The 20618-nt window shown below is 62.4% G+C and carries 23 protein-coding genes; 14 read left to right on the forward strand and 9 right to left on the reverse strand.

Annotation, left to right across the window (positions count from 1 at the left end):
* The first annotated feature begins 136 nt into the window (after positions 1–136).
* The 6 genes from hemA to G7016_RS17590 all read left to right on the forward strand — a co-directional run bounded on the left by hemA (position 137) and on the right by G7016_RS17590 (position 5491).
* The gene (gene hemA / locus G7016_RS17565) at positions 137–1414 is read left to right on the forward strand and encodes a glutamyl-tRNA reductase (protein WP_181117005.1); all 1278 of its coding nucleotides are present in this window, start codon (positions 137–139) and stop codon (positions 1412–1414) included.
* Positions 1411–2493, forward strand: coding sequence for a peptide chain release factor 1 (gene prfA, locus G7016_RS17570; RefSeq protein WP_181117006.1), 1083 nt, complete (start codon positions 1411–1413; stop codon positions 2491–2493). Before hemA ends, prfA begins: the two co-directional genes overlap by 4 nt.
* Positions 2494–3324, forward strand: a complete 831-nt coding sequence (gene prmC / locus G7016_RS17575; protein WP_181117007.1) for a peptide chain release factor N(5)-glutamine methyltransferase — start codon at positions 2494–2496, stop codon at positions 3322–3324.
* Positions 3318–4073, forward strand: a complete 756-nt coding sequence (locus G7016_RS17580) for a molybdopterin-synthase adenylyltransferase MoeB (protein ID WP_181117008.1) — start codon at positions 3318–3320, stop codon at positions 4071–4073. Before prmC ends, G7016_RS17580 begins: the two co-directional genes overlap by 7 nt.
* A complete protein-coding gene (gene murI, locus G7016_RS17585) occupies positions 4066–4866 on the forward strand; it encodes a glutamate racemase (RefSeq protein ID WP_181117009.1) in 801 nt (266 codons plus the stop codon). The genes G7016_RS17580 and murI overlap by 8 nt, the downstream gene beginning before the upstream one ends.
* 106 nt (positions 4867–4972) lie before the next feature.
* Positions 4973–5491, forward strand: a complete 519-nt coding sequence (locus tag G7016_RS17590; protein ID WP_181117010.1) for an acyloxyacyl hydrolase — start codon at positions 4973–4975, stop codon at positions 5489–5491.
* 9 nt (positions 5492–5500) lie between these two features.
* On the opposite strand, the gene phrB is transcribed toward G7016_RS17590, so the two are convergent.
* The 4 genes from phrB to G7016_RS17610 all read right to left on the reverse strand — a co-directional run bounded on the left by phrB (position 5501) and on the right by G7016_RS17610 (position 10003).
* The gene (phrB, locus tag G7016_RS17595; protein ID WP_181117011.1) at positions 5501–6943 is read right to left on the reverse strand and encodes a deoxyribodipyrimidine photo-lyase; all 1443 of its coding nucleotides are present in this window, start codon (positions 6941–6943) and stop codon (positions 5501–5503) included.
* Between the two features lie 21 nt (positions 6944–6964).
* Entirely contained in the window at positions 6965–7912 is a 948-nt protein-coding gene (locus G7016_RS17600; RefSeq protein ID WP_181117012.1) for a MerR family transcriptional regulator, read from the reverse strand.
* Positions 7913–7915: 3 nt separating this feature from the next.
* Positions 7916–8905, reverse strand: a complete 990-nt coding sequence (locus tag G7016_RS17605) for a YbgA family protein (RefSeq protein WP_375139704.1) — start codon at positions 8903–8905, stop codon at positions 7916–7918.
* Positions 8906–9016: 111 nt separating this feature from the next.
* The gene (locus G7016_RS17610) at positions 9017–10003 is read right to left on the reverse strand and encodes an NAD(P)/FAD-dependent oxidoreductase (protein WP_181117013.1); all 987 of its coding nucleotides are present in this window, start codon (positions 10001–10003) and stop codon (positions 9017–9019) included.
* Between the two features lie 202 nt (positions 10004–10205).
* On the opposite strand from G7016_RS17610, the gene G7016_RS17615 reads away from it, so the two are divergent.
* Positions 10206–11108 carry a TIGR01777 family oxidoreductase gene (locus G7016_RS17615; RefSeq protein WP_181117014.1) on the forward strand — a complete coding sequence of 301 codons (903 nt, stop codon included), beginning with the start codon at positions 10206–10208 and terminating at the stop codon, positions 11106–11108.
* A 13-nt stretch (positions 11109–11121) separates the two neighbouring features.
* Positions 11122–12144, forward strand: coding sequence for a ferrochelatase (hemH, locus tag G7016_RS17620; RefSeq protein WP_181117015.1), 1023 nt, complete (start codon positions 11122–11124; stop codon positions 12142–12144).
* Positions 12145–12206: 62 nt separating this feature from the next.
* Here the strand turns inward: hemH and G7016_RS17625 are convergent, their stop codons facing one another.
* Together G7016_RS17625 and upp are read right to left on the reverse strand one after the other, a co-directional pair.
* A complete protein-coding gene (locus tag G7016_RS17625; protein WP_181117016.1) occupies positions 12207–13445 on the reverse strand; it encodes a uracil-xanthine permease family protein in 1239 nt (412 codons plus the stop codon).
* 2 nt (positions 13446–13447) lie between these two features.
* Positions 13448–14086 carry a uracil phosphoribosyltransferase gene (gene upp / locus G7016_RS17630; RefSeq protein WP_181117017.1) on the reverse strand — a complete coding sequence of 213 codons (639 nt, stop codon included), beginning with the start codon at positions 14084–14086 and terminating at the stop codon, positions 13448–13450.
* A 152-nt stretch (positions 14087–14238) separates the two neighbouring features.
* On the opposite strand from upp, the gene G7016_RS17635 reads away from it, so the two are divergent.
* The 3 genes from G7016_RS17635 to G7016_RS17645 all read left to right on the forward strand — a co-directional run bounded on the left by G7016_RS17635 (position 14239) and on the right by G7016_RS17645 (position 15688).
* The gene (locus G7016_RS17635) at positions 14239–14796 is read left to right on the forward strand and encodes a hypoxanthine-guanine phosphoribosyltransferase (protein WP_181117018.1); all 558 of its coding nucleotides are present in this window, start codon (positions 14239–14241) and stop codon (positions 14794–14796) included.
* Positions 14797–14862: 66 nt separating this feature from the next.
* Entirely contained in the window at positions 14863–15336 is a 474-nt protein-coding gene (locus tag G7016_RS17640) for a hypothetical protein (protein WP_181117019.1), read from the forward strand.
* 61 nt (positions 15337–15397) lie between these two features.
* Positions 15398–15688 (forward strand): PA4642 family protein, encoded by a 291-nt coding sequence (locus tag G7016_RS17645; RefSeq protein ID WP_181117020.1) that lies wholly within the window; start codon positions 15398–15400, stop codon positions 15686–15688.
* 67 nt (positions 15689–15755) lie between these two features.
* On the opposite strand, the gene mqo is transcribed toward G7016_RS17645, so the two are convergent.
* Entirely contained in the window at positions 15756–17267 is a 1512-nt protein-coding gene (gene mqo / locus G7016_RS17650) for a malate dehydrogenase (quinone) (protein ID WP_181117021.1), read from the reverse strand.
* Between the two features lie 728 nt (positions 17268–17995).
* On the opposite strand from mqo, the gene G7016_RS17655 reads away from it, so the two are divergent.
* Entirely contained in the window at positions 17996–18580 is a 585-nt protein-coding gene (locus G7016_RS17655) for a YajG family lipoprotein (protein ID WP_181117022.1), read from the forward strand.
* A 70-nt stretch (positions 18581–18650) separates the two neighbouring features.
* On the opposite strand, the gene G7016_RS17660 is transcribed toward G7016_RS17655, so the two are convergent.
* Together G7016_RS17660 and G7016_RS17665 are read right to left on the reverse strand one after the other, a co-directional pair.
* The gene (locus G7016_RS17660) at positions 18651–18857 is read right to left on the reverse strand and encodes a hypothetical protein (protein WP_181117023.1); all 207 of its coding nucleotides are present in this window, start codon (positions 18855–18857) and stop codon (positions 18651–18653) included.
* 74 nt (positions 18858–18931) lie between these two features.
* Complete coding sequence (locus G7016_RS17665) at positions 18932–20101, reverse strand: 1-acyl-sn-glycerol-3-phosphate acyltransferase (RefSeq protein WP_181117024.1); 1170 nt, start codon at positions 20099–20101, stop codon at positions 18932–18934.
* Between the two features lie 74 nt (positions 20102–20175).
* On the opposite strand from G7016_RS17665, the gene G7016_RS17670 reads away from it, so the two are divergent.
* Together G7016_RS17670 and G7016_RS17675 are read left to right on the forward strand one after the other, a co-directional pair.
* Positions 20176–20358: a CPXCG motif-containing cysteine-rich protein gene (locus G7016_RS17670; protein ID WP_181117025.1), complete on the forward strand. Its 183-nt coding sequence runs from the start codon at positions 20176–20178 to the stop codon at positions 20356–20358.
* A complete protein-coding gene (locus tag G7016_RS17675) occupies positions 20358–20618 on the forward strand; it encodes a putative signal transducing protein (protein WP_181117188.1) in 261 nt (86 codons plus the stop codon). Before G7016_RS17670 ends, G7016_RS17675 begins: the two co-directional genes overlap by 1 nt.

Raw genomic sequence — 20618 nt, forward strand, 5'->3', positions numbered from 1 at the left:
TGACACAAGCCGGACGGCAAAACCCACCTGGGCGGGTTTATCTCGTCCGTCTATTGGGACAATAGAGTCCGGTGGTTGTTCTGAACCTGATGAAGTAGGACAATTGCCGGCTCAGAATCTCCTTCAGCGACAGTGCATGGCCTTCCTCGCCCTCGGTATCAACCACAAGACCGCCTCGGTAGACGTGCGCGAACGCGTGGCGTTCACCCCCGAGCAATTGGTGGAGGCGTTGCAGCAGCTGTGCCAGCGCACCGGTACTCGCGAAGCGGCAATCCTCTCCACCTGCAACCGTAGCGAGCTTTATATAGAGCAATCGAGCGCGCAGGCTGAAGCCGTGCTCGAATGGCTGGCCGATTATCACCAGCTGAGCGCCGCTGATCTGCGCGCCTGCGCCTACGTCCATGAAGACGCCGACGCCGTGCGCCACATGATGCGCGTGGCCGCCGGGCTGGATTCGCTGGTGCTGGGCGAGCCGCAGATTCTCGGGCAGATGAAATCCGCCTACGCCGTGGCTCGCGAAGCCGGCACCGTCGGCCCGCTGCTGGGGCGGTTGTTCCAGGCCACTTTCAGCGCGGCCAAACAGGTGCGCACCGATACCGCCATTGGCGAGAACCCAGTGTCGGTAGCCTTTGCCGCTGTCAGCCTGGCGCGGCAGATATTCTCCGACCTGCAGCGCAGCCAGGCCCTGCTGATCGGCGCCGGCGAAACCATCACGCTGGTAGCCCGGCACCTTCACGAGCAAGGCGTCAAGCGCATCGTGGTGGCCAACCGTACCCTTGAGCGCGCCAAGGTGCTGGCCGAGGAGTTCGGTGCCCATGCAGTGCTGCTGGCCGATATCCCGCAAGAGCTGGTCAACAGCGATATCGTCATCAGTTCCACGGCCAGCCAGTTGCCCATTCTCGGCAAGGGTGCGGTCGAAAGCGCCTTGAAACAGCGCCGGCACAAGCCCATCTTCATGGTGGACATCGCCGTGCCTCGGGATATCGAACCCGAAGTGGGCAAGCTGGACGACGTGTACCTCTATACCGTCGACGATTTGCACGAAGTGGTCGCCGAAAACCTCAAAAGCCGTCAGGGCGCGGCACAGGCCGCCGAAGAAATGGTCGCCGGCGGGGTCAATGACTTCATGGCGCGGCTGCGCGAGCTGGCGGCAGTCGACGTACTGCGGGCCTATCGGCAGCAGGGCGAGCGGCTGCGTGACGAAGAGCTGCAAAAGGCTCAGCGCTTGTTGGCCAACGGCGGCAACGCAGAGGACGTGTTGATGCAACTGGCGCGTGGCCTTACCAACAAGCTGTTGCACGCGCCCAGCGTGCAGCTCAAGAAACTCTCCGCCGAAGGCCGCCTCGATGCGTTGGCCATGGCTCAAGAACTGTTTGCCCTCAACGAGGGCGCCACGGATAAACCCCCGCAATGAAAGCGTCTCTGCTGAACAAACTGGACACCCTACAAGAGCGCTACGAGGAAGTGACCGCGCTGCTTGGCGACGCCGAGATCATCTCCGATCAGGGCCGTTTTCGCGCGTTTTCCCGCGAATACGCCGAACTGGAGCCGGTGGTCGCCGCCTTCCGCGAATGGCGCAAGGTTCAGGAAGACCTCGAAGGCGCCCAGGCGCTGCTCAAGGACAGCGACCCGGACCTGCGCGAAATGGCCGCCGAAGAAGTGCGCGAGGGCAAGCAGCGCCTGGCTGAGCTCGAACTGAGCCTGCAGCGCATGCTGTTGCCGAAGGACCCGAACGACGGCCGCAACGTGTTCCTGGAAATCCGCGCCGGCACGGGCGGCGACGAGGCTGCGATCTTTGCTGGCGACCTGTTCCGGATGTATTCGCGTTACGCCGAGAAGCGTGGCTGGCGCGTGGAGGTGCTGTCCGAAAACGAAGGCGAGCACGGCGGCTACAAAGAGGTGATCGCCCGGGTCGAAGGCGACAACGTATACGCCAAACTCAAGTTCGAGTCCGGTGCTCACCGCGTTCAACGCGTGCCAGAGACCGAATCCCAGGGGCGCATCCACACCTCGGCGTGCACGGTGGCGGTACTGGCCGAGCCAGACGAGCAGGTGGCGATCGAGATCAACCCTGCAGACCTGCGGGTAGACACCTACCGGGCGTCTGGCGCCGGTGGGCAGCACATCAACAAGACCGATTCGGCCATCCGTATCACCCACTTGCCTACCGGCATCGTGGTCGAGTGTCAGGAAGAGCGCTCGCAGCACAAGAACCGCGCCCGCGCGATGGGCTGGCTGTCGGCCAAGCTCAACGACATACAAACCAGCGCCGCGCAGAATGCCATTGCCACCGAGCGCAAGCTGCTGGTGGGCTCGGGCGATCGCTCCGAGCGCATCCGTACCTACAACTTCCCGCAGGGGCGGGTGACTGACCATCGGGTCAACCTCACCTTGTATTCGCTGGATGAAATCCTCGCCGGCGGGGTCGAGGCGGTTATCGAGCCCCTGCTTGCCGAATACCAGGCCGACCAACTTGCGGCCTTGGGTGACTGAATGACCATCATTGCCAGCCTGCTGCGTGAAGCGCAGCTCCCCGAATCGCCCACGGCGCGCCTGGACATCGAATTGCTGCTGGCGGCGGCGCTGGGGAAAACCCGCAGCTACCTGCGCACGTGGCCGGAGCGCATCGTCGGCACCGAAGCCGCACAGGTATTCGCCAGCTACCTTGAGCGGCGCCGTCAGGGTGAGCCAGTGGCCTATATCCTGGGCCAGCAAGGCTTCTGGTCACTGGACCTGGAAGTGGCGCCTCATACCCTGATCCCACGGCCGGAAACCGAGCTGCTGGTAGAGCTCGCACTGCAGTGCCTGCCCGCTGAGCAAGCGCGAGCGCTGGATCTGGGCACCGGTACCGGGGCCATCGCACTGGCGCTGGGGCGTGAGCGCAGCGGCTGGCAAGTGGTAGCGGTGGACCGCGTGCCGGAGGCAGTAGCCCTGGCGGAGCGCAATCGGGCGCGGCTCGGGCTGGTCAATGTCAGCGTACGCGCCAGCCATTGGTTCAGCGCGTTGGAGGGTGAGCGTTTCGATCTTATCGTCAGCAACCCTCCTTATATCTGTTCCGAGGATCCTCACCTGAGCGCGGGCGATGTGCGCTTCGAGCCTTCAAGCGCGCTGGTCTCCGGCCGCGACGGGCTGGACGACATCCGTCACATCATCGCCAATGCCCCTTCGCACCTGGTGTCGGCGGGCTGGCTGCTGCTCGAGCATGGTTACGATCAGGCCCCCCGCGTGCGTGAGCTGATGGCCCAGGAGGGCTTCGAGCAGATCGAAAGCCGCGAAGACCTGGGTGGCCATGAACGGGTCACGTTCGGGCGGCTGCCGTGCTGAGCGACGACGAGCTGCTGCGTTACAGCCGGCAGGTGCTGTTGAGCCAGGTGGATGTGGCCGGGCAACTCAAGCTCAAGGCCGGCCGGGTGTTGATCGTAGGCCTGGGTGGCCTTGGGTCGCCGGTGGCGTTGTACTTGGCGGCGGCGGGTGTGGGCGAGCTGCACCTGGCGGACTTCGACCGGGTGGACCTTACCAACCTGCAGCGTCAGGTAGCCCATGACACCCACAGCATTGGCCAGCTGAAGGTCGAATCGGCCGCTGCGCGCCTTCGCGCCATCAACCCTTCCGTTGCGCTGGTCAGCCACACGCAAGCCCTGGATGCCGACACCCTGTCGGCCGCTGTAGCTGCCGTGGACCTCGTACTCGATTGCTCGGACAACTTCGCAACCCGCGAAGCCGTCAATGCCGCGTGTTTTGCCCAGGGTCGGCCGCTGGTGAGCGGTGCGGCCATCCGCCTCGAAGGCCAGTTGTCGGTGTTCGATCCCCGCCAGGAAACCAGCCCGTGCTACCACTGCCTTTACGGCCATGGCAGTGATGCTGAACTCACCTGCAGCGAGGCCGGGGTACTCGGCCCGGTGGTAGGGCTGGTAGGTAGCTTGCAGGCGCTGGAAGCGCTCAAATTGCTCGCAGGTTTCGGTGAACCCCTGGTCGGCCGCCTTCTGTTGATTGACGCGCTTGCCACTCGCTTCCGCGAATTGAAGCTCAAGCGTGATCCCCAGTGCCCGGTGTGCAAGGTGCGCCATGGGTGAGCCGGCGAGCGCGCCAGTGGGCGTGTTCGATTCCGGCGTTGGCGGCCTCTCCGTGCTGGGGGAAATCCAAAAGCTTTTACCGGGCGAAACGCTGCTGTATGCCGGCGACTGCGGCCATACCCCCTATGGGGAAAAGTCGGCGGCCTATATTCGCGAGCGCTGCGTGGCCATCGCCGAATTCTTCCACGGGCAGGGCGCCAAAGCGCTGGTGATCGCCTGCAATACGGCGACTGCAGCGGCGGCCGCAGACTTGCGAGCGCGTTACCCTGGCTGGCCGATCATCGGCATGGAGCCCGCAGTCAAACCCGCTGCCCTGGCCACTCGCAGCGGCACCGTGGGCGTACTCGCTACTACCGGTACGCTGCAAAGCGCACGCTTCGCCGCCTTGCTCGACCGCTTCGCTGCCGGCGTGACCGTGGTGACTCAGCCCTGCCCGGGCCTGGTGGAACTGATTGAAGTGGGCGACCTGCATAGCCCCCAGTTGAGGGCGTTATTGAGCCATTACCTACGGCCCATGCTCGACGCCGGATGCGACACCCTTATCCTCGGATGCACGCATTATCCTTTCCTCAAACCGCTGCTGCGGGACCTGCTGCCAGCGGACGTGGCGCTGGTAGACACTGGCGCTGCGGTAGCCCGGCAGCTACAACGGCTGTTGACCCAAGGGGAGCTACTCAGCACCGGTCAAGCGGAAAAAGTGCGGTATTGGACGTCAGGATCAGTCGAGCATTTTCGAAATGTCCTACACGCCTTTGGAATGCATTCTGATGTTGTGGAATCTCTCGGAACGTGAAAAAGTTGTGAAATTGCGTGTGTAAGCCTGAACTTACAAAGCACGCATGATTTCTAACGCCAGCGTTTCGCTAACCGCACAACTAATGAAAACAAAGGACGTCCTCATGAAGAGAATGTTGGGTCTGGCCGCTGTAGCAGCCGTGGTTCTGGGGCATAGCCTGTCCGCTCAAGCGGCCGGGGTTTCGTTTTCCGTAGGCCAGACTGGCGAGTCCACCATGGTGTATCGCCTGGGTGTTCAATCGGACTGGGACAAGTCTTGGTTGCAGAGCAGCGTGGGCCGCCTTACCGGTTACTGGGATGGCGCTTATACCTACTGGGAAGGTGATGAGCATTCGGGCAACAACAGCCTGTCGTTTGCGCCTGTGTTCGTCTACGAATTCGGCAACGGCTCGGTGAAGCCGTTCGTTGAAGCGGGCATCGGTGTGTCGGTGTTCTCCCAAACCCAGATCGAAGGCAACAAACTGGGCTCGGCCTTCAACTTCGAAGACCGCCTGGGCCTTGGCGTTCGCTTCGCCGGTGGTCATGAGGTGAGCGTTCGCGCGATTCACTACTCCAACGCCGGCATCAAAGAGCCCAACGACGGTATCGAGGCGTACTCCCTCAACTACCGTATGCCTATCTGATCCACACCGTTATTCCCGCCGCGGCAGATTCTTGAAGGCAGCAAGGGCGCGAGTTCGGCTTTCGCTCAGGTCCACCAGCGGCGGTGGATAATCCAGTGACCCAAACAGATCCCGCCCACGTGCGGGATTGTGAATATCCTTCAGGCCCAGGTGGCTCAGTTCAGGCACCCAGTGCTTGATGAACACACCTTGAGCATCGAAGCGCGCCGATTGGCTCACCGGGTTGAACACCCGGAAGTAGGGCACCGAATCCGTCCCGGTCGAAGCGCTCCACTGCCAACCCCCGTTATTGGCGGCCAGTTCGCCATCAATCAGGTGGCGCATGAAATGCTTCTCCCCCAGCCGCCAGTCGATCAGCAGGTTCTTGCTTAAAAACATGGCTGTGATCATGCGCAGACGGTTGTGCATCCAGCCTAGCGCCTTGAGCTGTCGCATCGCGGCATCAATGATCGGAATGCCGGTGCGGCCCTCCTGCCAGGCGGCGAAATCCTCGGGCGCATTGCGCCACGGCAACGCCTCGGTGTGCGGGCGGAACGCGCGGTTGCGGGACACACGCGGGTAGCCCGCCAGGATGTGTTTGTAAAATTCCCGCCACAGCAACTCGCCAATCCACGTGGTGGCGCCGACGCTACCGCTGTCCAGCTCCCCCTGATTGCTCACAAGCGCGGCGTGCAGGCACTGGCGCACCGAAATCACGCCAGCGTTGAGGTAGGCGGACAGCTCGCTGGTGCCTGGCCGTGAAGGCAGGTCCCGGGCAACGTGGTAGTCGTGGATGGCCTCATCGGTGAAAAGATCGAGGCGGCGGCGTGCCTCGGCGGCGCCAGCGGGCCAGTGTTGGCGAATGAGCTCGGCCGGCGCTTCGAAGCCTTTCACCTTGGCCGGGATTGCATCGCCTTTAATGTTCAAGGCTGGTTGTTTCCGGGGTGCGCCACCGGGCGAGGGCATGCCCAGACGAAGCTGTTCCAGGCACGCGCGGCGGAACTGGCCGAACACTTGGTAGTAACCACCCGTGCGGGTCATCACCGTACCGGGGGCGAACAGGCTCTGGTCCAGATAACTGTTGAAGGTTACCCCGCAGGCTTCCAGGCACTCGCGGGTGGCCCGGTCCCGTTGCCGTTCGTTCACCCCATATTCTTCGTTGCAGTGAACGGCACTTACCTCGTGCTCTTGGCAAAGTGCCCGCAGGGTGTCGGGGACGTCGGCCCAGTGAGACGTCTCGCGCACCAGCAAGGGAATGTTGAGCTCGGCCAGTCGTTGTTGCAGCACGGTCAGCGAGCGGAGCCAGAAATCCACCTTGCAATCGGCTTCATCGTGTTCGGCCCATTGCCCGGGGCTGCAGATGAATACTGCCAGGGTAGGGCCCTGGTCACAGGCCACGAGCAATGCAGGGTTGTCTTCAGTCCGCAGGTCGGTGCGCAGCCACACGAGCTGGCGCGGGGAAGGGTGAGGCATGGAAATCCTTTGGATGAAGGCCTAGATGAGGCGGTTCTGGCGCAGGGCCGATTGCGCGGCTACCGGGTTACCCGCCAGCAGCAGCCGGGCAAGGTCTGTGCGCTCGCGCAAGGCTTCACCGTGGATGACTGCCGCAGGGCCGGCCAACATGATCGGGCAGGGGCAATTCGCCAACTGACGGGCGAGCGCATCCAGGTGCACCGGGCGGCTTGCATACAGCACCAGCCCCCGCGCAGAAAAGCGCTCCACGGCGAGCAAAAGCTCGCTGGCCGGCAGGGCCCAATCCAGCACTTCCACCGGGCAATCCGCACTGCTGGCAAGCCAGGCGGTGAGCCACAACTCCGGGTCGAACGGCACGTCGCTGTGCTTTACCAGCAACAACGGCGGGCCCTGCAGCTGGCGATTATTGTGGTACAGCCGAGTGCCCAGCTTGCTGCGCAACCAGCCATGAAAGAAGGCCCGCTCCAGGTGCGCGCCGAACTGTTGCTGCCAGCGCACGTGGAGGTCCCCAAGCAACGGCAACAGCAGGCGTTCGCACACCGTTGAAGGCGGGTAAAGCGCCATGGCCTGGTTCACTTGATCATCCAGGCGACGCTCCGCCAGCTCGGCAATGGCCTGGGCCAGGCTTTCGCGCAGGGGCAGCCAGTCGCTCAGGGCCGGCGCCTGTAACCGCTGTTCCGGTGCGTCCAGCAGCGCTTTGACCTGGCTGACCGAAACCCCGCGGTTCAACCAGGTAATGACCTTCTGGATGCGCTCCAGATGCTCGGGGGAATACAGCCGATGCCCCTTGGGGGTTCGCTGCGGCACGATCAGGCCATAGCGACGCTCCCAGGCACGGAGGGTGACGGGGTTCACGCCGGTTCGGCGGGCGACTTCGCGAATGGGCAACCAACCCTGGGCAGCTGCGTTTTCTGGCAGTGATTCGTCGAGCGGGTCATCGCCGTGGTGCGGTTCCGGAAGCGCGTTCATAGGTCAGATCGCATTGCGCAGGCTCAACTTTTCAGGGTGTGGTTGCAGGTAAACCTGCTCCGCAATATAGGGGTGTGGGTGAAGCCGGAACAGATGCTTGAGCAATGTGAGGGGTACTACCAGGGGAACGACACCTTCACGGTACTGATCGATCAGTGCCTGTACTTCCTGCCGGCCAGCCCCATCGAGCGATGTACGCAAGTAACCGGCGATATGCTGAAGCACGTTGGTATGCGTGCCTCGAGTTGCACAGCGCCGCAGGGCGATCATCAACTGGCTGAAATAGCGCCCCGCAATCTCTTCAACGTCGGTACGGCCCATGCTGCCCAGCAACTGGCCAAGGGCCTTGTACTGTTGCGGATGGTTCGCCATCAACTGATACTTGTAGCGGGCATGGAAGGCGAGCAACCGGCCCTTGCTCAAGCCCTGCGTGAGCAGGTACTGCCAATGAGCATAGGCGTATACCCGTACAAGGAAGTTTTCCCGCAGTACCGGATCGCACAGGCGGCCGTCTTCTTCCACGGGTAAATCGGGGCGTTTCGCGCAAAAAGCCTGGGCATAAAGGCCGCGCCCGCCTTCCGGAACCGGCACCCCGCTTTCTCCATATACCTTTACCCGCTCCAGCCCGCAGGAAGGGGACTTGTGCATGAAGATATAGCCGCAAATTTCCCCAAGGGCATCGGCCATCTGTTCGCCGTAGCGGGCGAGCGGCTCGGTAACATCCAGTTCGGAATGGACAGTACCGACGGCCCTGGGTGCGGCAGCACTGCCTACCAGGCGGATGGGCTCGCGAGGAGTGCCCAGGCCCACGGCAACCTCCGGGCAGACCGGGACAAAATCGACATACTCGCCTAGCACTTGAGTGCAGTAGCGCGACAGCTTGTGACCACCGTTGTAGCGGACTTCTTCGCCGAGCAGGCACGCGCTGATTCCAAGCTTGGGGCGAAAACCCTCAGGCAAGTCTGGAAAATCAGTGGAGGCGAATCCCCGCATGGCACCCTCGAAATAAGTTATACAGGCTACTGACTTTGTACAGTAGCCTGATCATAGGTTCCCCGGGAAAGATGTCAATGGAAGGCGCCTTTCGCTTATCAATGCGCAAAGTTATTCAAGGTGCTCCAGCAAACGCCTGGCGGCCTCCTGCCCGCTGAGCCATGCGCCCTCCACCCGCCCGGAAAGGCACCAGTCGCCGCATATATACAGGCCCAGGTCAGCATCTGCGAGCGCGCCCCATTCATGGCTGCTTGCGGGGCGTGCGTACAGCCATCTATGGGCCAACGAGAAACTCGGCGCAGGAACCGCACAGCCGATGAGCTCGGCAAAAGCACCGTGCAGGTGCTCGACCACAGCTTCGCGACTAAGGTCGATGTGCTGCCGGCTCCACTCACTGGTGGCATGCAATACCCAGGTATCGAGGTCGCTTTCACGTCCTGGCTTGCTGCGATCTCGCGCCAGCCAGTCCAAGGGACTGTCCTGTACAAAGCACCCTTGGAGCCGGGTGTCCAGAGGCGTATCAAAGCCCAGCGCCACCGCCCAGGTAGGGTCCATTTTCACGCCCGCTGCAACGGCCGCCAGCTTGGGCGCCGCAGACAACAGGGCCGCCGCCTGTGGCGCAGGAACCGCGCATACCACATGGCTGAACGGCCCGTGGCTGGCGCCCTCTGCATCAAGCAAATGCCAGTAATGCTTGCCGCGGAAGACCTCGGTCACCCGGCAACTGTAGACAGCGGGGAAGTCGTCGATCATCGCGCGGGTCAAGGCGCTCATGCGCGGCACTCCCACCCAGCGGGTCTGCTCATCGGGCGACGGGCTCAACTGGCCACCGCGGGATTGATACAGCGTGGGCGTCCATTCACCGACGCAGCCCTGAGCCTGCCATTGTTGAAGCTGCGCAACGAAGCGCCGATCGCGCGCGGTGAAATATTGGGCGCCCAGGTCCAGCGAGCCGGCATCGCTGCGCTTGCTCGCCATGCGCCCGCCCGGGCCTTTGCTTTTTTCGAAGAGGTGAACGCGCTGTCCGGCCGCCACCAGTGCCCCGGCCGCGGAAAGCCCGGCGATGCCAGCGCCGATGATTGCGATTGGTACGGTCATAGTGCCCTCTGTACTGGTTTCCGATTGCCAGGCTTTGCAGGTCAAAGCCTGTACAATCGCCAAAACGAGTATAAGTACTGGTCGGTAGTCTTCTCTCTGATCGTCCTATGGTTATTCTGAGATCAACCTGGGTAATTAGTGCCTTGCTCGAACAAAAATAGACCAGCTGCAGCTGGGGTTAGGCCTCAAGGAGAAACGCGCCATGCATATCTTGCTGACCGGCGGTACCGGCTTGATCGGGTCCCGCTTGTGCCGCCACTGGGCTGGCCAAGGGCACCGCATCACGGTGTGGAGCCGCCATCCGGAGCGAGTTCCCCAACAGTGTGGGCCCGGCGTGAAGGGTGTGGGGGCGCTGGAAGAGCTGCGCAGCGAGCCGGTGGACGCGGTGATCAACCTTGCGGGCGCGCCCATTGCGCAGCGGCCCTGGACCCGCCACCGTCGCAGCGTATTGTGGGCCAGCCGCATCGCGCTCACCGAGCAACTGCTGGCGTGGATCGATGTGCAGCCGCAGCGGCCCAGCGTATTGATTTCCGGCTCTGCGGTGGGCTGGTATGGCGACGGTGGTGAGCGCCAGCTGGACGAGTTCTCGCCCCCTGTAAACGAAGATTTTGCCAGCCAGCTGTGCATCGCATGGGAAGAAACCGCCCAGCGCGCCGAGGCCTTGGGGCTGCGCGTGGTGCTGTTGCGTACAGGGCTGGTATTGAGTACGGAGGGTGGCATGCTCGCGCATTTGCTCAAACCGTTCCGCCTTGGCCTCGGCGGGCCGGTAGGCAGCGGGCGCCAATGGATGCCCTGGGTACACATCGCCGACCAAATCGCGCTCATTGATTTTTTGTTGAACAACGAAGCGGCCAGTGGTCCTTATAATGCCTGCGCCCCACGGCCAGTGCGCAATCGGGAGTTTGCGCGGCGGCTAGGCAAGGCCCTGCACCGCCCCGCTGTGTTGCCTCTGCCGGCGGTGGCGCTGCGAGCCTGCCTTGGGGAACTGTCCGGGTTACTGCTGGGCGGGCAACGGGCCAGGCCGTTGCGGCTCGAAGAAGCCGGTTTCACGTTTGCTTTCCATGATGTGCAAAGCGCGCTGGATGATCTGCTCCATCGCCCATGAACCAGGACCTTGCATGACCAATCACGCCTTGCTGCTTATCAACCTGGGCTCGCCCGACTCGCCGGATGTGGAAGCGGTGCGACGCTACCTCAACCAGTTTCTGATGGACCCCTACGTGATCGATATACCCTGGCCCCTGCGCCGGCTATTGGTGTCACTTATCCTGATCAAGCGGCCGGAACAGTCCGCACATGCCTATGGCTCGATCTGGTGGGATCAGGGCTCGCCGCTGGTAGAGCTCACCCGCCGATTGCAGGCTCAGGTGGCTACCCGCTGGAGGCATGGCCCGGTGGAAATCGCCATGCGCTACGGCGAGCCCTCGATCGATGGCATGCTCAGAAACCTGGCGCAGCGTGGCATCGAAACCGTAACCCTCGCACCGCTTTATCCGCAATTTGCCGACAGCACCATCACCACGGCCGTAGAACGTGCCCGCGAAGTGGTGAAAGGGGAGGGGCTGAACCTCAAGCTCAAGGTGCTGCCCCCGTTCTACGATCAGGCCAGTTACATCGAAGCCCTGGCGGCGAGCGCCCAGCCGTGGCTGGAGCACGATTTCGACCACCTGCTGCTCAGTTTCCATGGGCTACCGGAAAGCCATATCCGCAAGCTGTTGCCCAAGGGCAGCAAGCACTCGTTGCGGGATGCCGACTGCTGCCGCAATGCATCGGCGGCCGAGCGGGCCGTGTGCTATCGCGGGCAGTGCATTCGCACCGCACAGGCCTTTGCTGAACGAATGGGCCTGCCCGACGACAAGTGGTCGGTGTCGTTCCAGTCCCGCCTGGGCAAGAACAAATGGATCGAGCCTTACACCGAGGCACGCCTCGACGCACTGGCGGCCAAGGGCGTGAAGCGTTTGCTGGTGATGTGCCCCGCGTTCGTGGCTGATTGCATCGAAACACTGGAGGAAATCGGCATACGTGGCGCGGAGCAGTTCCGCGAGGCGGGAGGTGAAGAGCTGGTATTGGTGCCGTGCCTGAACGACAACCCCCAGTGGGCCGATGCGCTTACCGCCCTGTGTGAAACCCTGGCGGTGTGACCCTGTTCCCCGGGCAGCCCCCGCAGCTGCCCGGTTGGTTTACACCACGCTCAATGGCGGCCTTACTGCCGCTTGGGCAGCAACAGGTTCAGGGCCATTGCCACCAGTGCGCAAAGGGCGATGCCCTTGAGGCCGAAGTCGCTCGGGCCAGGGCCGGTGCCGATCAGCACACCGCCAATGCCGAACACCAGCGTGACCGACACGATCACCAGGTTGCGGGCCTCGCTCAGGTCCACCTGGTGGCGAATCAGTGTGTTCATGCCCACGGCAGCAATGGAGCCGAACAGCAGGCACAGAATGCCGCCCATCACTGGTACTGGAATGCTTTCCAGCAGCGCGCCGAACTTACCCACAAATGCCAGGCTGATCGCAAAGATCGCCGCCCAGGTCATGATCTTGGGGTTGTAGTTCTTCGTTAGCATCACCGCCCCGGTGACTTCCGCATAGGTGGTATTGGGCGGGCCGCCGAACAAGCCGGCCGCGGTAGTGGCAATACCGTCGCCCAACAGGGTGCGGTGCAGCCCTGGTGTGCGCAGGTAATCACGGCCGGTCACGCTACCCACCGCAATCACCCCGCCGATGTGCTCGATCGCTGGCGCCAGCGCGACCGGAACGATGAACAGAATCGCCTGCAGGTTGAACTCCGGCGCGGTAAAGTGAGGCAGGCCGAACCACGGCGCGGCCGCGATGCGCGCGGTATCCACCACACCGAACCAGAAGGCCAGCGCAAAGCCCACCAGTACACCGGCGATGATTGGCACCAGGCGGAAGATGCCTTTGCCAAAGACCGCCACCACCAAGGTGGTGAGCAAGGCCGGCATGGAAATCCACATGGCGGTGCCGTAAGGGATCAGCTCGGTGCCATCGCCTGCCTTGCCCATGGCCATGTTGGCGGCGATCGGCGCCATGGCCAGGCCGATGGCGATGATCACCGGGCCGATTACCACGGGTGGCAGCAGGCGGTCGATGAAGCCCGTACCTTTGATCTTCACTGCCAGGCCAAGGAAGGTGTACACAAAGCCTGCAGCCATCACCCCACCCATGGTCGCGGCCAGGCCAAATTGCCCCTTGGCGAGAATGATCGGGGTAATGAAAGCAAAGCTCGACGCCAAGAACACGGGTACCTGGCGGCCGGTCACCAGTTGGAACAGCAGGGTGCCCATGCCAGCGGTAAACAGCGCCACGTTAGGGTCCAGGCCTGTAATGAGCGGCATCAGCACCAGCGCGCCAAAGGCGACGAACAGCATCTGCGCGCCCGACAGCACCTGCCGCCATAGCGGATCGTTGAACTCGTCCTGCATGTTCAAGCGTCCTTTTGCTTGGTGCCGAAGATCTTGTCACCGGCGTCGCCCAGGCCCGGAATGATGTAGCCGTGCTCGTTCAACTTCTGGTCGATCGAGGCGGTGTAGATCTGCACATCGGGGTGCGCTTTTTCCACGGCGGCAATGCCTTCAGGCGCAGCCACCAGCACCATGGCGCGGATATCCCGGCAACCGGCTTTCTTCAGCAGGTCGATGGTGGCAACCATCGAGCTACCGGTGGCCAGCATCGGGTCGATGATCATCGCCAGGCGGGACTCGATACCGGTGACCAGTTTCTCGAGGTAGGTATGGGCCTGCAGTGTCTCTTCATTGCGCGCCACGCCCACTGCGCTCACCTTGGCGCCGGGGATCAGGCTGAGCACGCCGTCGAGCATGCCGATGCCGGCCCGGAGGATCGGCACCACGGTGATTTTCTTGCCGGCGATCTTTTCAACCTGCACCGGGCCACACCAGCCTTCGATTTCGTAGCTCTCCAAAGGCAGGTCCTTGGTGGCTTCATAGGTCAGCAGCGCGCCTACTTCCTGTGCGAGTTCGCGAAAATTCTTGGTGCTGATATCGGCACGGCGCATCAGGCCTAGCTTGTGGCGGATCAACGGATGGCGGATTTCGCGGATGGGCATAGGAAAACATCTCCGGAGGCAGACAGAAAAAATGCGCGGTAGATTAATCTATCCACAGCGCGATGTCTGGACGTTAGTCCAGAAACGCTTGATTCGTTCCGGCTGGATGCGTACCTTTGCCGCCTTTTACCTGGACCCCCCTGGAGAGCGCCATGTCCGCTGATCTCGAGCACATCCGTCAAGTGATGCGCGAGGCCGATTGCCTGTACACCGATGCCGAGGTGGAGGCTGCGATCGCCCGCGTCGGCGAGCAGATCTGCGCGCAGCTGGCCGACCGCAACCCGGTCGTGTTCTGCGTGATGAACGGCGGTCTGATCTTCGCTGGCAAACTGCTCACGCATCTGAACTTCCCGCTGGAAGCCAGCTACCTGCATGCCACGCGTTATCGTAACGAAACCCGTGGCGGCGACCTGTTCTGGAAGGCCAAGCCGGAAATTTCCTTCATCGACCGCGACGTGTTGATCATCGATGACATTCTCGACGAAGGGCACACCCTGAGCGCGATCATCGACTTCTGCCGCCACGCTGGCGCCACAGCGGTGCACACCGCCGTATTGATCGACAAGCAACACGACCGCAAGGCCAGCCCCGACCTGAAGGCCGATTTCGTCGGGCTGCCGTGCATCGACCGTTTCATCTTTGGTTACGGGATGGACTACAAAGGTTACTGGCGCAATGCGGCGGGCATCTACGCGGTGAAGGGCCTGTAAGCCTGACGGCCACACGCCGTTGGCAAGTGATGGTGTTACAGTGGCAGGCCCGTTCTGGAGCCTGCCATGCGCCTTGCCCTCCCAGCCCTCTTACTGCTTGCCTGCTCGCTGCCCCTCGCCGCAGCACCCCAGCACAGCCAATACCTTCCCCCCGATGAGCAAGGCTTGCGCGACGGCGATCCCGAGCAGCAGCAATTGCTCCAGATCACCGAGTATTCATTGGTAGCGGGCAATCAGCGCCTGTCCAACCAGCAGCCGATCCCGGTAACCGCTCCGGTCACTCTTCGGCTCAAGGGCAAGCCCCTGAACAAGGGCGCCTCGCTGAACCAGGTGATCATCAGCTTCGACGCCGAGAGCAAAAGCCTCAAGCGGCCTGTGTTCGATGAAGAGAACACCACCCTTACCTTGACGTACCCGCTCAATCAGTACCGTGTGCTGATGGACATGCTGCGTAACGATCAGGTGTACGTGCAGTTTCTCACCTACCCCAACGGGCATGTGTGGGCGGATGTGCATACGGGGAGTGTGAAGGCGCGTTGAGTGGTGGCAAGCCCCCGGAGTAGACTGGCGCCCCTCGGGTTATCCACAAGGTGAACAGGCAATGCGTAAAGACAAGAAGCAGGTGATTGGCGACGAGATCGGCGATGAGCAGATCAAGTTGTTCCTCGGTGTGGAGCCTGCCGACGATACCCCGCCTTCGTTGCACAAGCTGGTGAAAGCCTATCGCGGGCTTCGGGTCGATGACTTCGAGCGCTTCGTGGGCTTTTTCGTAGAGGTCGGTTACGACCTGCATGCCCGGGACGCCAATGGCCAGGATTTCGTGGCGCAGATTGCCGACCAGCGCAACGCGCAGGAATACATCGAGATCATTCAGAAAGCCGCCAACGCCTGAACAGGCGCTGGGTCAGCCTGCACCGCCCGGCTTGAAGCCCGGGCGGTACGGGTAGGTCACGGGGCGATCAGGCGTAGCGCTCGCCGCTCGCCGTGCTGGTCGACACCAGTTCCAGCTTCGCGTTGTTGTGATCGAACACTTCGCGATACAGCTCGGCGTTGCTGGCGAGTTCCTTTTCCCGAGCCGGGAAAATTTCCTTCAGCTTGGTGGTCCAGGCTTCGGAACGGTACTGCTCGGGGAAACAGCGCTCGATCAACTCCAGCATGATCGATACCGTGACCGAGGCGCCAGGCGAAGCACCCAGCAGCGCAGCCAGTGAGCCATCCTTCGCCGACACCAGCTCGGTGCCGAACTGCAGCACGCCGCCTTTTTTCGGGTCTTTCTTGATGATCTGTACCCGCTGGCCCGCAACCTCAAGCCGCCAATCCTCGGCACGCGCTTCGGGATAGAACCGGCGCAGGGACTCCAGACGCTGCTCCATCGACTGCATCACTTCGCTTACCAGGTAGCGGGTAAGGTCCATGTTGTCGCGGGCGACGGCCAGCATCGGGCCGATGTTGCCCATGCGCACCGACAGGGGCAGGTCCATCAACGAGCCATGCTTGAGGAACTTGGTGGTAAAGCCTGCGTACGGCCCGAACAGCAAGGACTTCTTGCCATCCACCACCCGCGTATCGAGGTGGGGAACCGACATCGGCGGCGAACCCACCGCGGCCTGGCTGTACACCTTGGCCTGATGGCGGTGGACGATCTCCGGGTTATCGCAGCGCAACCACTGGCCGCTTACCGGGAAACCGCCAAAGCCCTTGCTTTCGTCGATGCCCGACAACTGCAGCAGAGGCAGCGCGGCGCCACCGGCGCCCAGGAACACGAAGCGGGCGTCGATCTGGCGCGTGTGGCCGCTGTGTACATCCTTCACGTCCACCGTCCAGCCACCACTGCGACGGCTCAGGCCGGTGACCTTCTTGGAGTATTTCACCTGAGCATCGGCGGAGTTTGCCAGGTGCCCCAGCAGCAGGTTGGTCAGGGCGCCGAAGTTTACGTCGGTGCCCTTTGCCACGCGTGTAGCCGCCAGCCGCTCGGTAGCGGGGCGACCATCCATCATCAATGGCATCCACTCCACCAGCTTGGCGTGGTCTTCGGTGTATTCCATTTCGGCGAAGGCGTGATGCGGCTTCAGGCTCTCGAAGCGCTTCTTCAGGAATGGAATGCCGCTTTCAGCGACATAGCTAAGGTGCGGGACCGGACTGATAAATGCCCGGGGAGCGCTGATCGCACCCTTGCCGGCGAGGTAGGCCCAGAACTGCTTGGACACCTCGAACTGGGTGTTGATCTGCACCGCTTTCTTGATGTCGATCGAGCCATCTGCGGCCTGCGGGGTGTAATTGAGCTCGCAGAGCCCCGCATGCCCGGTGCCGGCGTTGTTCCAGGGGTTGGAACTCTCGGCCGCGCCCGAGTCCATTGCCTCGACCACTTCCAGCCGGAGCGTGGGGTCGAGCTCCTTGAGCAATACCGCCAGGGTAGCACTCATGATGCCGGCCCCGACCAGGACCACGTCGACTGCTTCGTTCTGCGCCATTAACGCATCTCCAAAATCTTCTGCATCAAATAGACAGCCAGGCACCCCGGTTGCTCCGCTGCGGCCGCCAATTGGCGAAAGCAGGGGCATGAAGGCGACACCATGGCCGATTTTTCTGCGCTCGCGCCGACGCATACCTGCCGACGATGGTAGCTCCATGAACGCACGGGTGCGGCTCAGGGGCAATAGACCAATGGTCGAGGTTGCGACGACGAGAGAGGATCACCGGTAGGTACTACCCCGGTACGAGGACTGGAACGGGAACGTTAAGGCTTTGCTTGCTGACGCACTGTTATTCATTCTTTTGCTCGCCACACTCTCGTGAAGTTGTGAAAACCGTTGTTTTTCACGCTCTTTTGGAGTCGTAAACCTCAAAGCGAGGTTCGCCGCGAAGCCAGATGGCGAAGCCCCGGGGCCGGGCGATGGGGTGCAGGCACACCGCGCCGCTGGCCTGGTGGAGGCCTCTCCGTCGGCGCGGCCAGGGCACGACACGGTAGGTCGGCAAGGCTGCAGGGCCCGATCAGGAGACGTCCTTATAATCGGGGCCAGATTATAGCGGCCTAACTGGGAAAAAAGCGCCTGGAACCGGCAATTCTTGCGCGATGTCCGAACAACATTCGCCCAGGGCGGCTTTTATGAAGTGTTTGATCAGGCGCGCTGCATGCTGGGTGAGTAGGCATTAGCGTTCCGTTATACTGCCGCTTCGTCTTTATTTCTGGAGAACACGAATGTTGCCACGCCTGTTGTTCGGTTTGATCACCGCGTCCGCTCTGGCGCTGGCTGGCTGTGCCAACAGCCCTCAGCAACTCAACCCGCAACCCAAGCTCACCGAGCAACTGGCCCCGGTAGGGCAGGGGCAGGCGGTGGTGGTGCGGGTGGTGGACGGCCGCCCTTCGCCCACGCTGGGCACCCGGGGTGGGCTGTATCCGGAAACCAGTGCGGTGTCGGTCAATGGCGCCGATGTGTTGCCCAAGCTCCAGGCTCAGGCCGAAGCGGCCGTACGCCTGCTGGGCTTCACCCCTAATGCCAGCGCCTACAATGCGCCGCAGCTGACCGTGACCCTGGCGGACCTGAAATACCAGTCGCCCAAGGACAACATGTACGTCACCGAGGCGACCATCAGCGCAACCTTCCGCGCCGATGTGCAAAACGCCAGTGGCCGCTATACCGGTCGCTACAGTGCGTCCCTGAACCAGCGCTTCGGCATGGCGCCGAACCAGGAAACCAACACCAAGCTGGTGAGCGACGTGCTCAGCGATGCCCTGACCCGCCTGTTCAAGGACCCGACCATCGGCCAGAAGCTGTCGCAGTAAGCAGTAGCGTTCCCCCTGTAGGAAGCGGCGGGGCGAGTTAATTCTACAAAGCCGCAGACGGATGCGGGCTTCACGCCGCTTCGATGTGCCAATCCAGCACGCTGATCCCGGTGGCCGGGTCAATATCCGGCCAGTGGGCGTGCTGGTGCCCACCCAGCGCGCAATACACCAGCCAGCCCTGATCCTGGACATTGACGGCCAGCCCGTCGATCAGGGCTTCCTGTTCGTCGCTCGGGGTGATGAGGTAGAGGCGATCCTGATTGTTCGCGTGCAGCATGGGGGCTCCGTCGAGCTGTGCAGGGGAATGTGGGCGCACAGCCTGACGTAGCGGTATGACGGGGTGATGACAGGTCAGGCGTCGAGCGGCAGGCCGGCCTTCACGCGATACTGGTTGCGCACGGGGCAGGCGTACTGGGCTACCAGCCATGGCCGGTGCTCGGCGGGGCAGGCTTCCAGCCGGCGTTGCCATTCGGCCCGTGCCTTTTCCAGCTCCTCTCCGGCGAACAGGCTGGCGGCGGTTGGCACGTCCAGGGCGGGATCGGCGCCTTCCCATTGCGCGTAGGCGAGGTAATGCACGGGGAACAGGCGGTAGCCCGCCAGCACGCAGCTGTCGATTTCAGTCGCCAACTGCCTCGCATCCGCGAAGAGCTCGGTGATGGGCGCAGAGAAATTGATGTGCACGCGGCCCTTGTAGCCGGTAATTCCCATCGCAATGCTGACGTCATCCTCGCCCGGTGCTTTCACGTAGCCACCGGTGGTTGCGCGGATATACAGCTCGCGCGCCTTGGCCAGGTCGCACGGGTCATATTCGTAGCTGATCGACACGGGTGTAAGGTTGAGCGAGCGAACCACGTCCGCAAACGGCTCGTCCTTTCGGCTCATGTGGAACATCTTCAGGATGGCCGAATCCGTACGGTCATCACCATCCTTCGCGCGGCCCTCGGCCTGGGCGATCCACACGGATTGGCAATCGGTGCGGATGGAGTGGTTGATATACGCTGACAGCAGCTGATAGGCCGCGAGCTTTTCACGGCGCCCACTGATCGAGCGATGCACGATGAAGCTCTTGTTCAGGCGCATGAGGTCGCTGACGAACGGCTTTTGCAGCAGGTTGTCACCGATGGCGATGCGCGGCGTAGGCAACCCGGCGTGGTATACCGCATAGTTGACGAAGGCCGGGTCCATCACGATGTCGCGGTGGTTGGCCAGCAACAGGTAGGCGCTACCGCGCTTGAGCTGCTCCACGCCGGTATAGGTAACGCCATCGGTGGCCCGCTCGATGGTGTGATCGACGTATACCTCTACCTTGTCCTGCAAGGCAGCAACGCTCTCGATACCGGCAAACTCGTTGCGCAACTTGCGCGCGATCAGCGGGCGCAGTGCCCAGCCGAGCGACCCCGCGAAGCGCGGGAAGCGAAAACGGGTAAGGATGTCGAGAAAGGCCGGGTCCGCCAGCAGGCGTTTGAGAACGGCCTTAACCTCGGAATCATCGTAGGGCCGGATGGTATCGAATTCGCCCATATGCTCTCTTGTTGGAAACGGCTAGGGTTATAAACAGACGCAGCATTATACGCATAACTTGCAGAGGTGGCCCGATGCTGGAAACCGAGCGTTATCAATGCCCATGCTGCGGGGAGCCGGTGGAAGCCGTGCTCGACCTGTCCGGTGGCGACCAACACTATATCGAGGACTGCCCCGTATGCTGCCGGCCGCTGAACTTCAGCGTTTACACCGACGGCGTGGACTGGTCGCTCGAAGTACGCGGCGAGAATGAATGATGCGGCGGATCTACGAACCCGAAAGCCTGTTGGAGGCGGAGATGCTGTTAAGCATGCTCGCCAGTGAGGGTATAGACGCCTATCTGAGCGGCCGCCATCTGGTGGGCGGTGTAGGTGAATTGCCCGCCCTGGGGCTGTTGGCACTGTTGGTCGAGGACCCGCAGGCCGAGCAGGCACGAGCGCTGATCGGTGCGTACAATGCAGCCCTCGTGCTACCGGCTGAAGAGCCGGACAGCTACCCAGGTAGTTTGTTGTGCTGA

This window comes from Pseudomonas japonica, assembly GCF_013522925.1.
In the GTDB taxonomy this organism is placed as follows: domain Bacteria; phylum Pseudomonadota; class Gammaproteobacteria; order Pseudomonadales; family Pseudomonadaceae; genus Aquipseudomonas; species Aquipseudomonas japonica_A.

Bases quoted from the DNA above. Each gene is read 5' to 3' on its own strand.
- prfA (WP_181117006.1), top strand. From the start codon at position 1,411: ATGAAAGCGTCTCTGCTGAACAAACTGGACACCCTACAAGAGCGCTAC.
- prmC (WP_181117007.1), top strand. From the start codon at position 2,494: ATGACCATCATTGCCAGCCTGCTGCGTGAAGCGCAGCTCCCCGAATCG.
- G7016_RS17605 (WP_375139704.1), bottom strand. From the start codon at position 8,905: ATGCGGGGATTCGCCTCCACTGATTTTCCAGACTTGCCTGAGGGTTTT.
- G7016_RS17610 (WP_181117013.1), bottom strand. From the start codon at position 10,003: ATGACCGTACCAATCGCAATCATCGGCGCTGGCATCGCCGGGCTTTCC.
- hemA (WP_181117005.1), top strand. From the start codon at position 137: ATGGCCTTCCTCGCCCTCGGTATCAACCACAAGACCGCCTCGGTAGAC.
- G7016_RS17655 (WP_181117022.1), top strand. From the start codon at position 17,996: ATGTTGCCACGCCTGTTGTTCGGTTTGATCACCGCGTCCGCTCTGGCG.
- hemH (WP_181117015.1), top strand. From the start codon at position 11,122: ATGACCAATCACGCCTTGCTGCTTATCAACCTGGGCTCGCCCGACTCG.
- phrB (WP_181117011.1), bottom strand. From the start codon at position 6,943: ATGCCTCACCCTTCCCCGCGCCAGCTCGTGTGGCTGCGCACCGACCTG.
- G7016_RS17600 (WP_181117012.1), bottom strand. From the start codon at position 7,912: ATGAACGCGCTTCCGGAACCGCACCACGGCGATGACCCGCTCGACGAA.
- mqo (WP_181117021.1), bottom strand. From the start codon at position 17,267: ATGGCGCAGAACGAAGCAGTCGACGTGGTCCTGGTCGGGGCCGGCATC.
- G7016_RS17640 (WP_181117019.1), top strand. From the start codon at position 14,863: ATGCGCCTTGCCCTCCCAGCCCTCTTACTGCTTGCCTGCTCGCTGCCC.
- G7016_RS17645 (WP_181117020.1), top strand. From the start codon at position 15,398: ATGCGTAAAGACAAGAAGCAGGTGATTGGCGACGAGATCGGCGATGAG.
- upp (WP_181117017.1), bottom strand. From the start codon at position 14,086: ATGCCCATCCGCGAAATCCGCCATCCGTTGATCCGCCACAAGCTAGGC.
- G7016_RS17665 (WP_181117024.1), bottom strand. From the start codon at position 20,101: ATGGGCGAATTCGATACCATCCGGCCCTACGATGATTCCGAGGTTAAG.
- G7016_RS17625 (WP_181117016.1), bottom strand. From the start codon at position 13,445: ATGCAGGACGAGTTCAACGATCCGCTATGGCGGCAGGTGCTGTCGGGC.
- G7016_RS17660 (WP_181117023.1), bottom strand. From the start codon at position 18,857: ATGCTGCACGCGAACAATCAGGATCGCCTCTACCTCATCACCCCGAGC.
- G7016_RS17635 (WP_181117018.1), top strand. From the start codon at position 14,239: ATGTCCGCTGATCTCGAGCACATCCGTCAAGTGATGCGCGAGGCCGAT.
- G7016_RS17670 (WP_181117025.1), top strand. From the start codon at position 20,176: ATGCTGGAAACCGAGCGTTATCAATGCCCATGCTGCGGGGAGCCGGTG.
- G7016_RS17590 (WP_181117010.1), top strand. From the start codon at position 4,973: ATGAAGAGAATGTTGGGTCTGGCCGCTGTAGCAGCCGTGGTTCTGGGG.
- G7016_RS17675 (WP_181117188.1), top strand. From the start codon at position 20,358: ATGCGGCGGATCTACGAACCCGAAAGCCTGTTGGAGGCGGAGATGCTG.
- murI (WP_181117009.1), top strand. From the start codon at position 4,066: ATGGGTGAGCCGGCGAGCGCGCCAGTGGGCGTGTTCGATTCCGGCGTT.
- G7016_RS17615 (WP_181117014.1), top strand. From the start codon at position 10,206: ATGCATATCTTGCTGACCGGCGGTACCGGCTTGATCGGGTCCCGCTTG.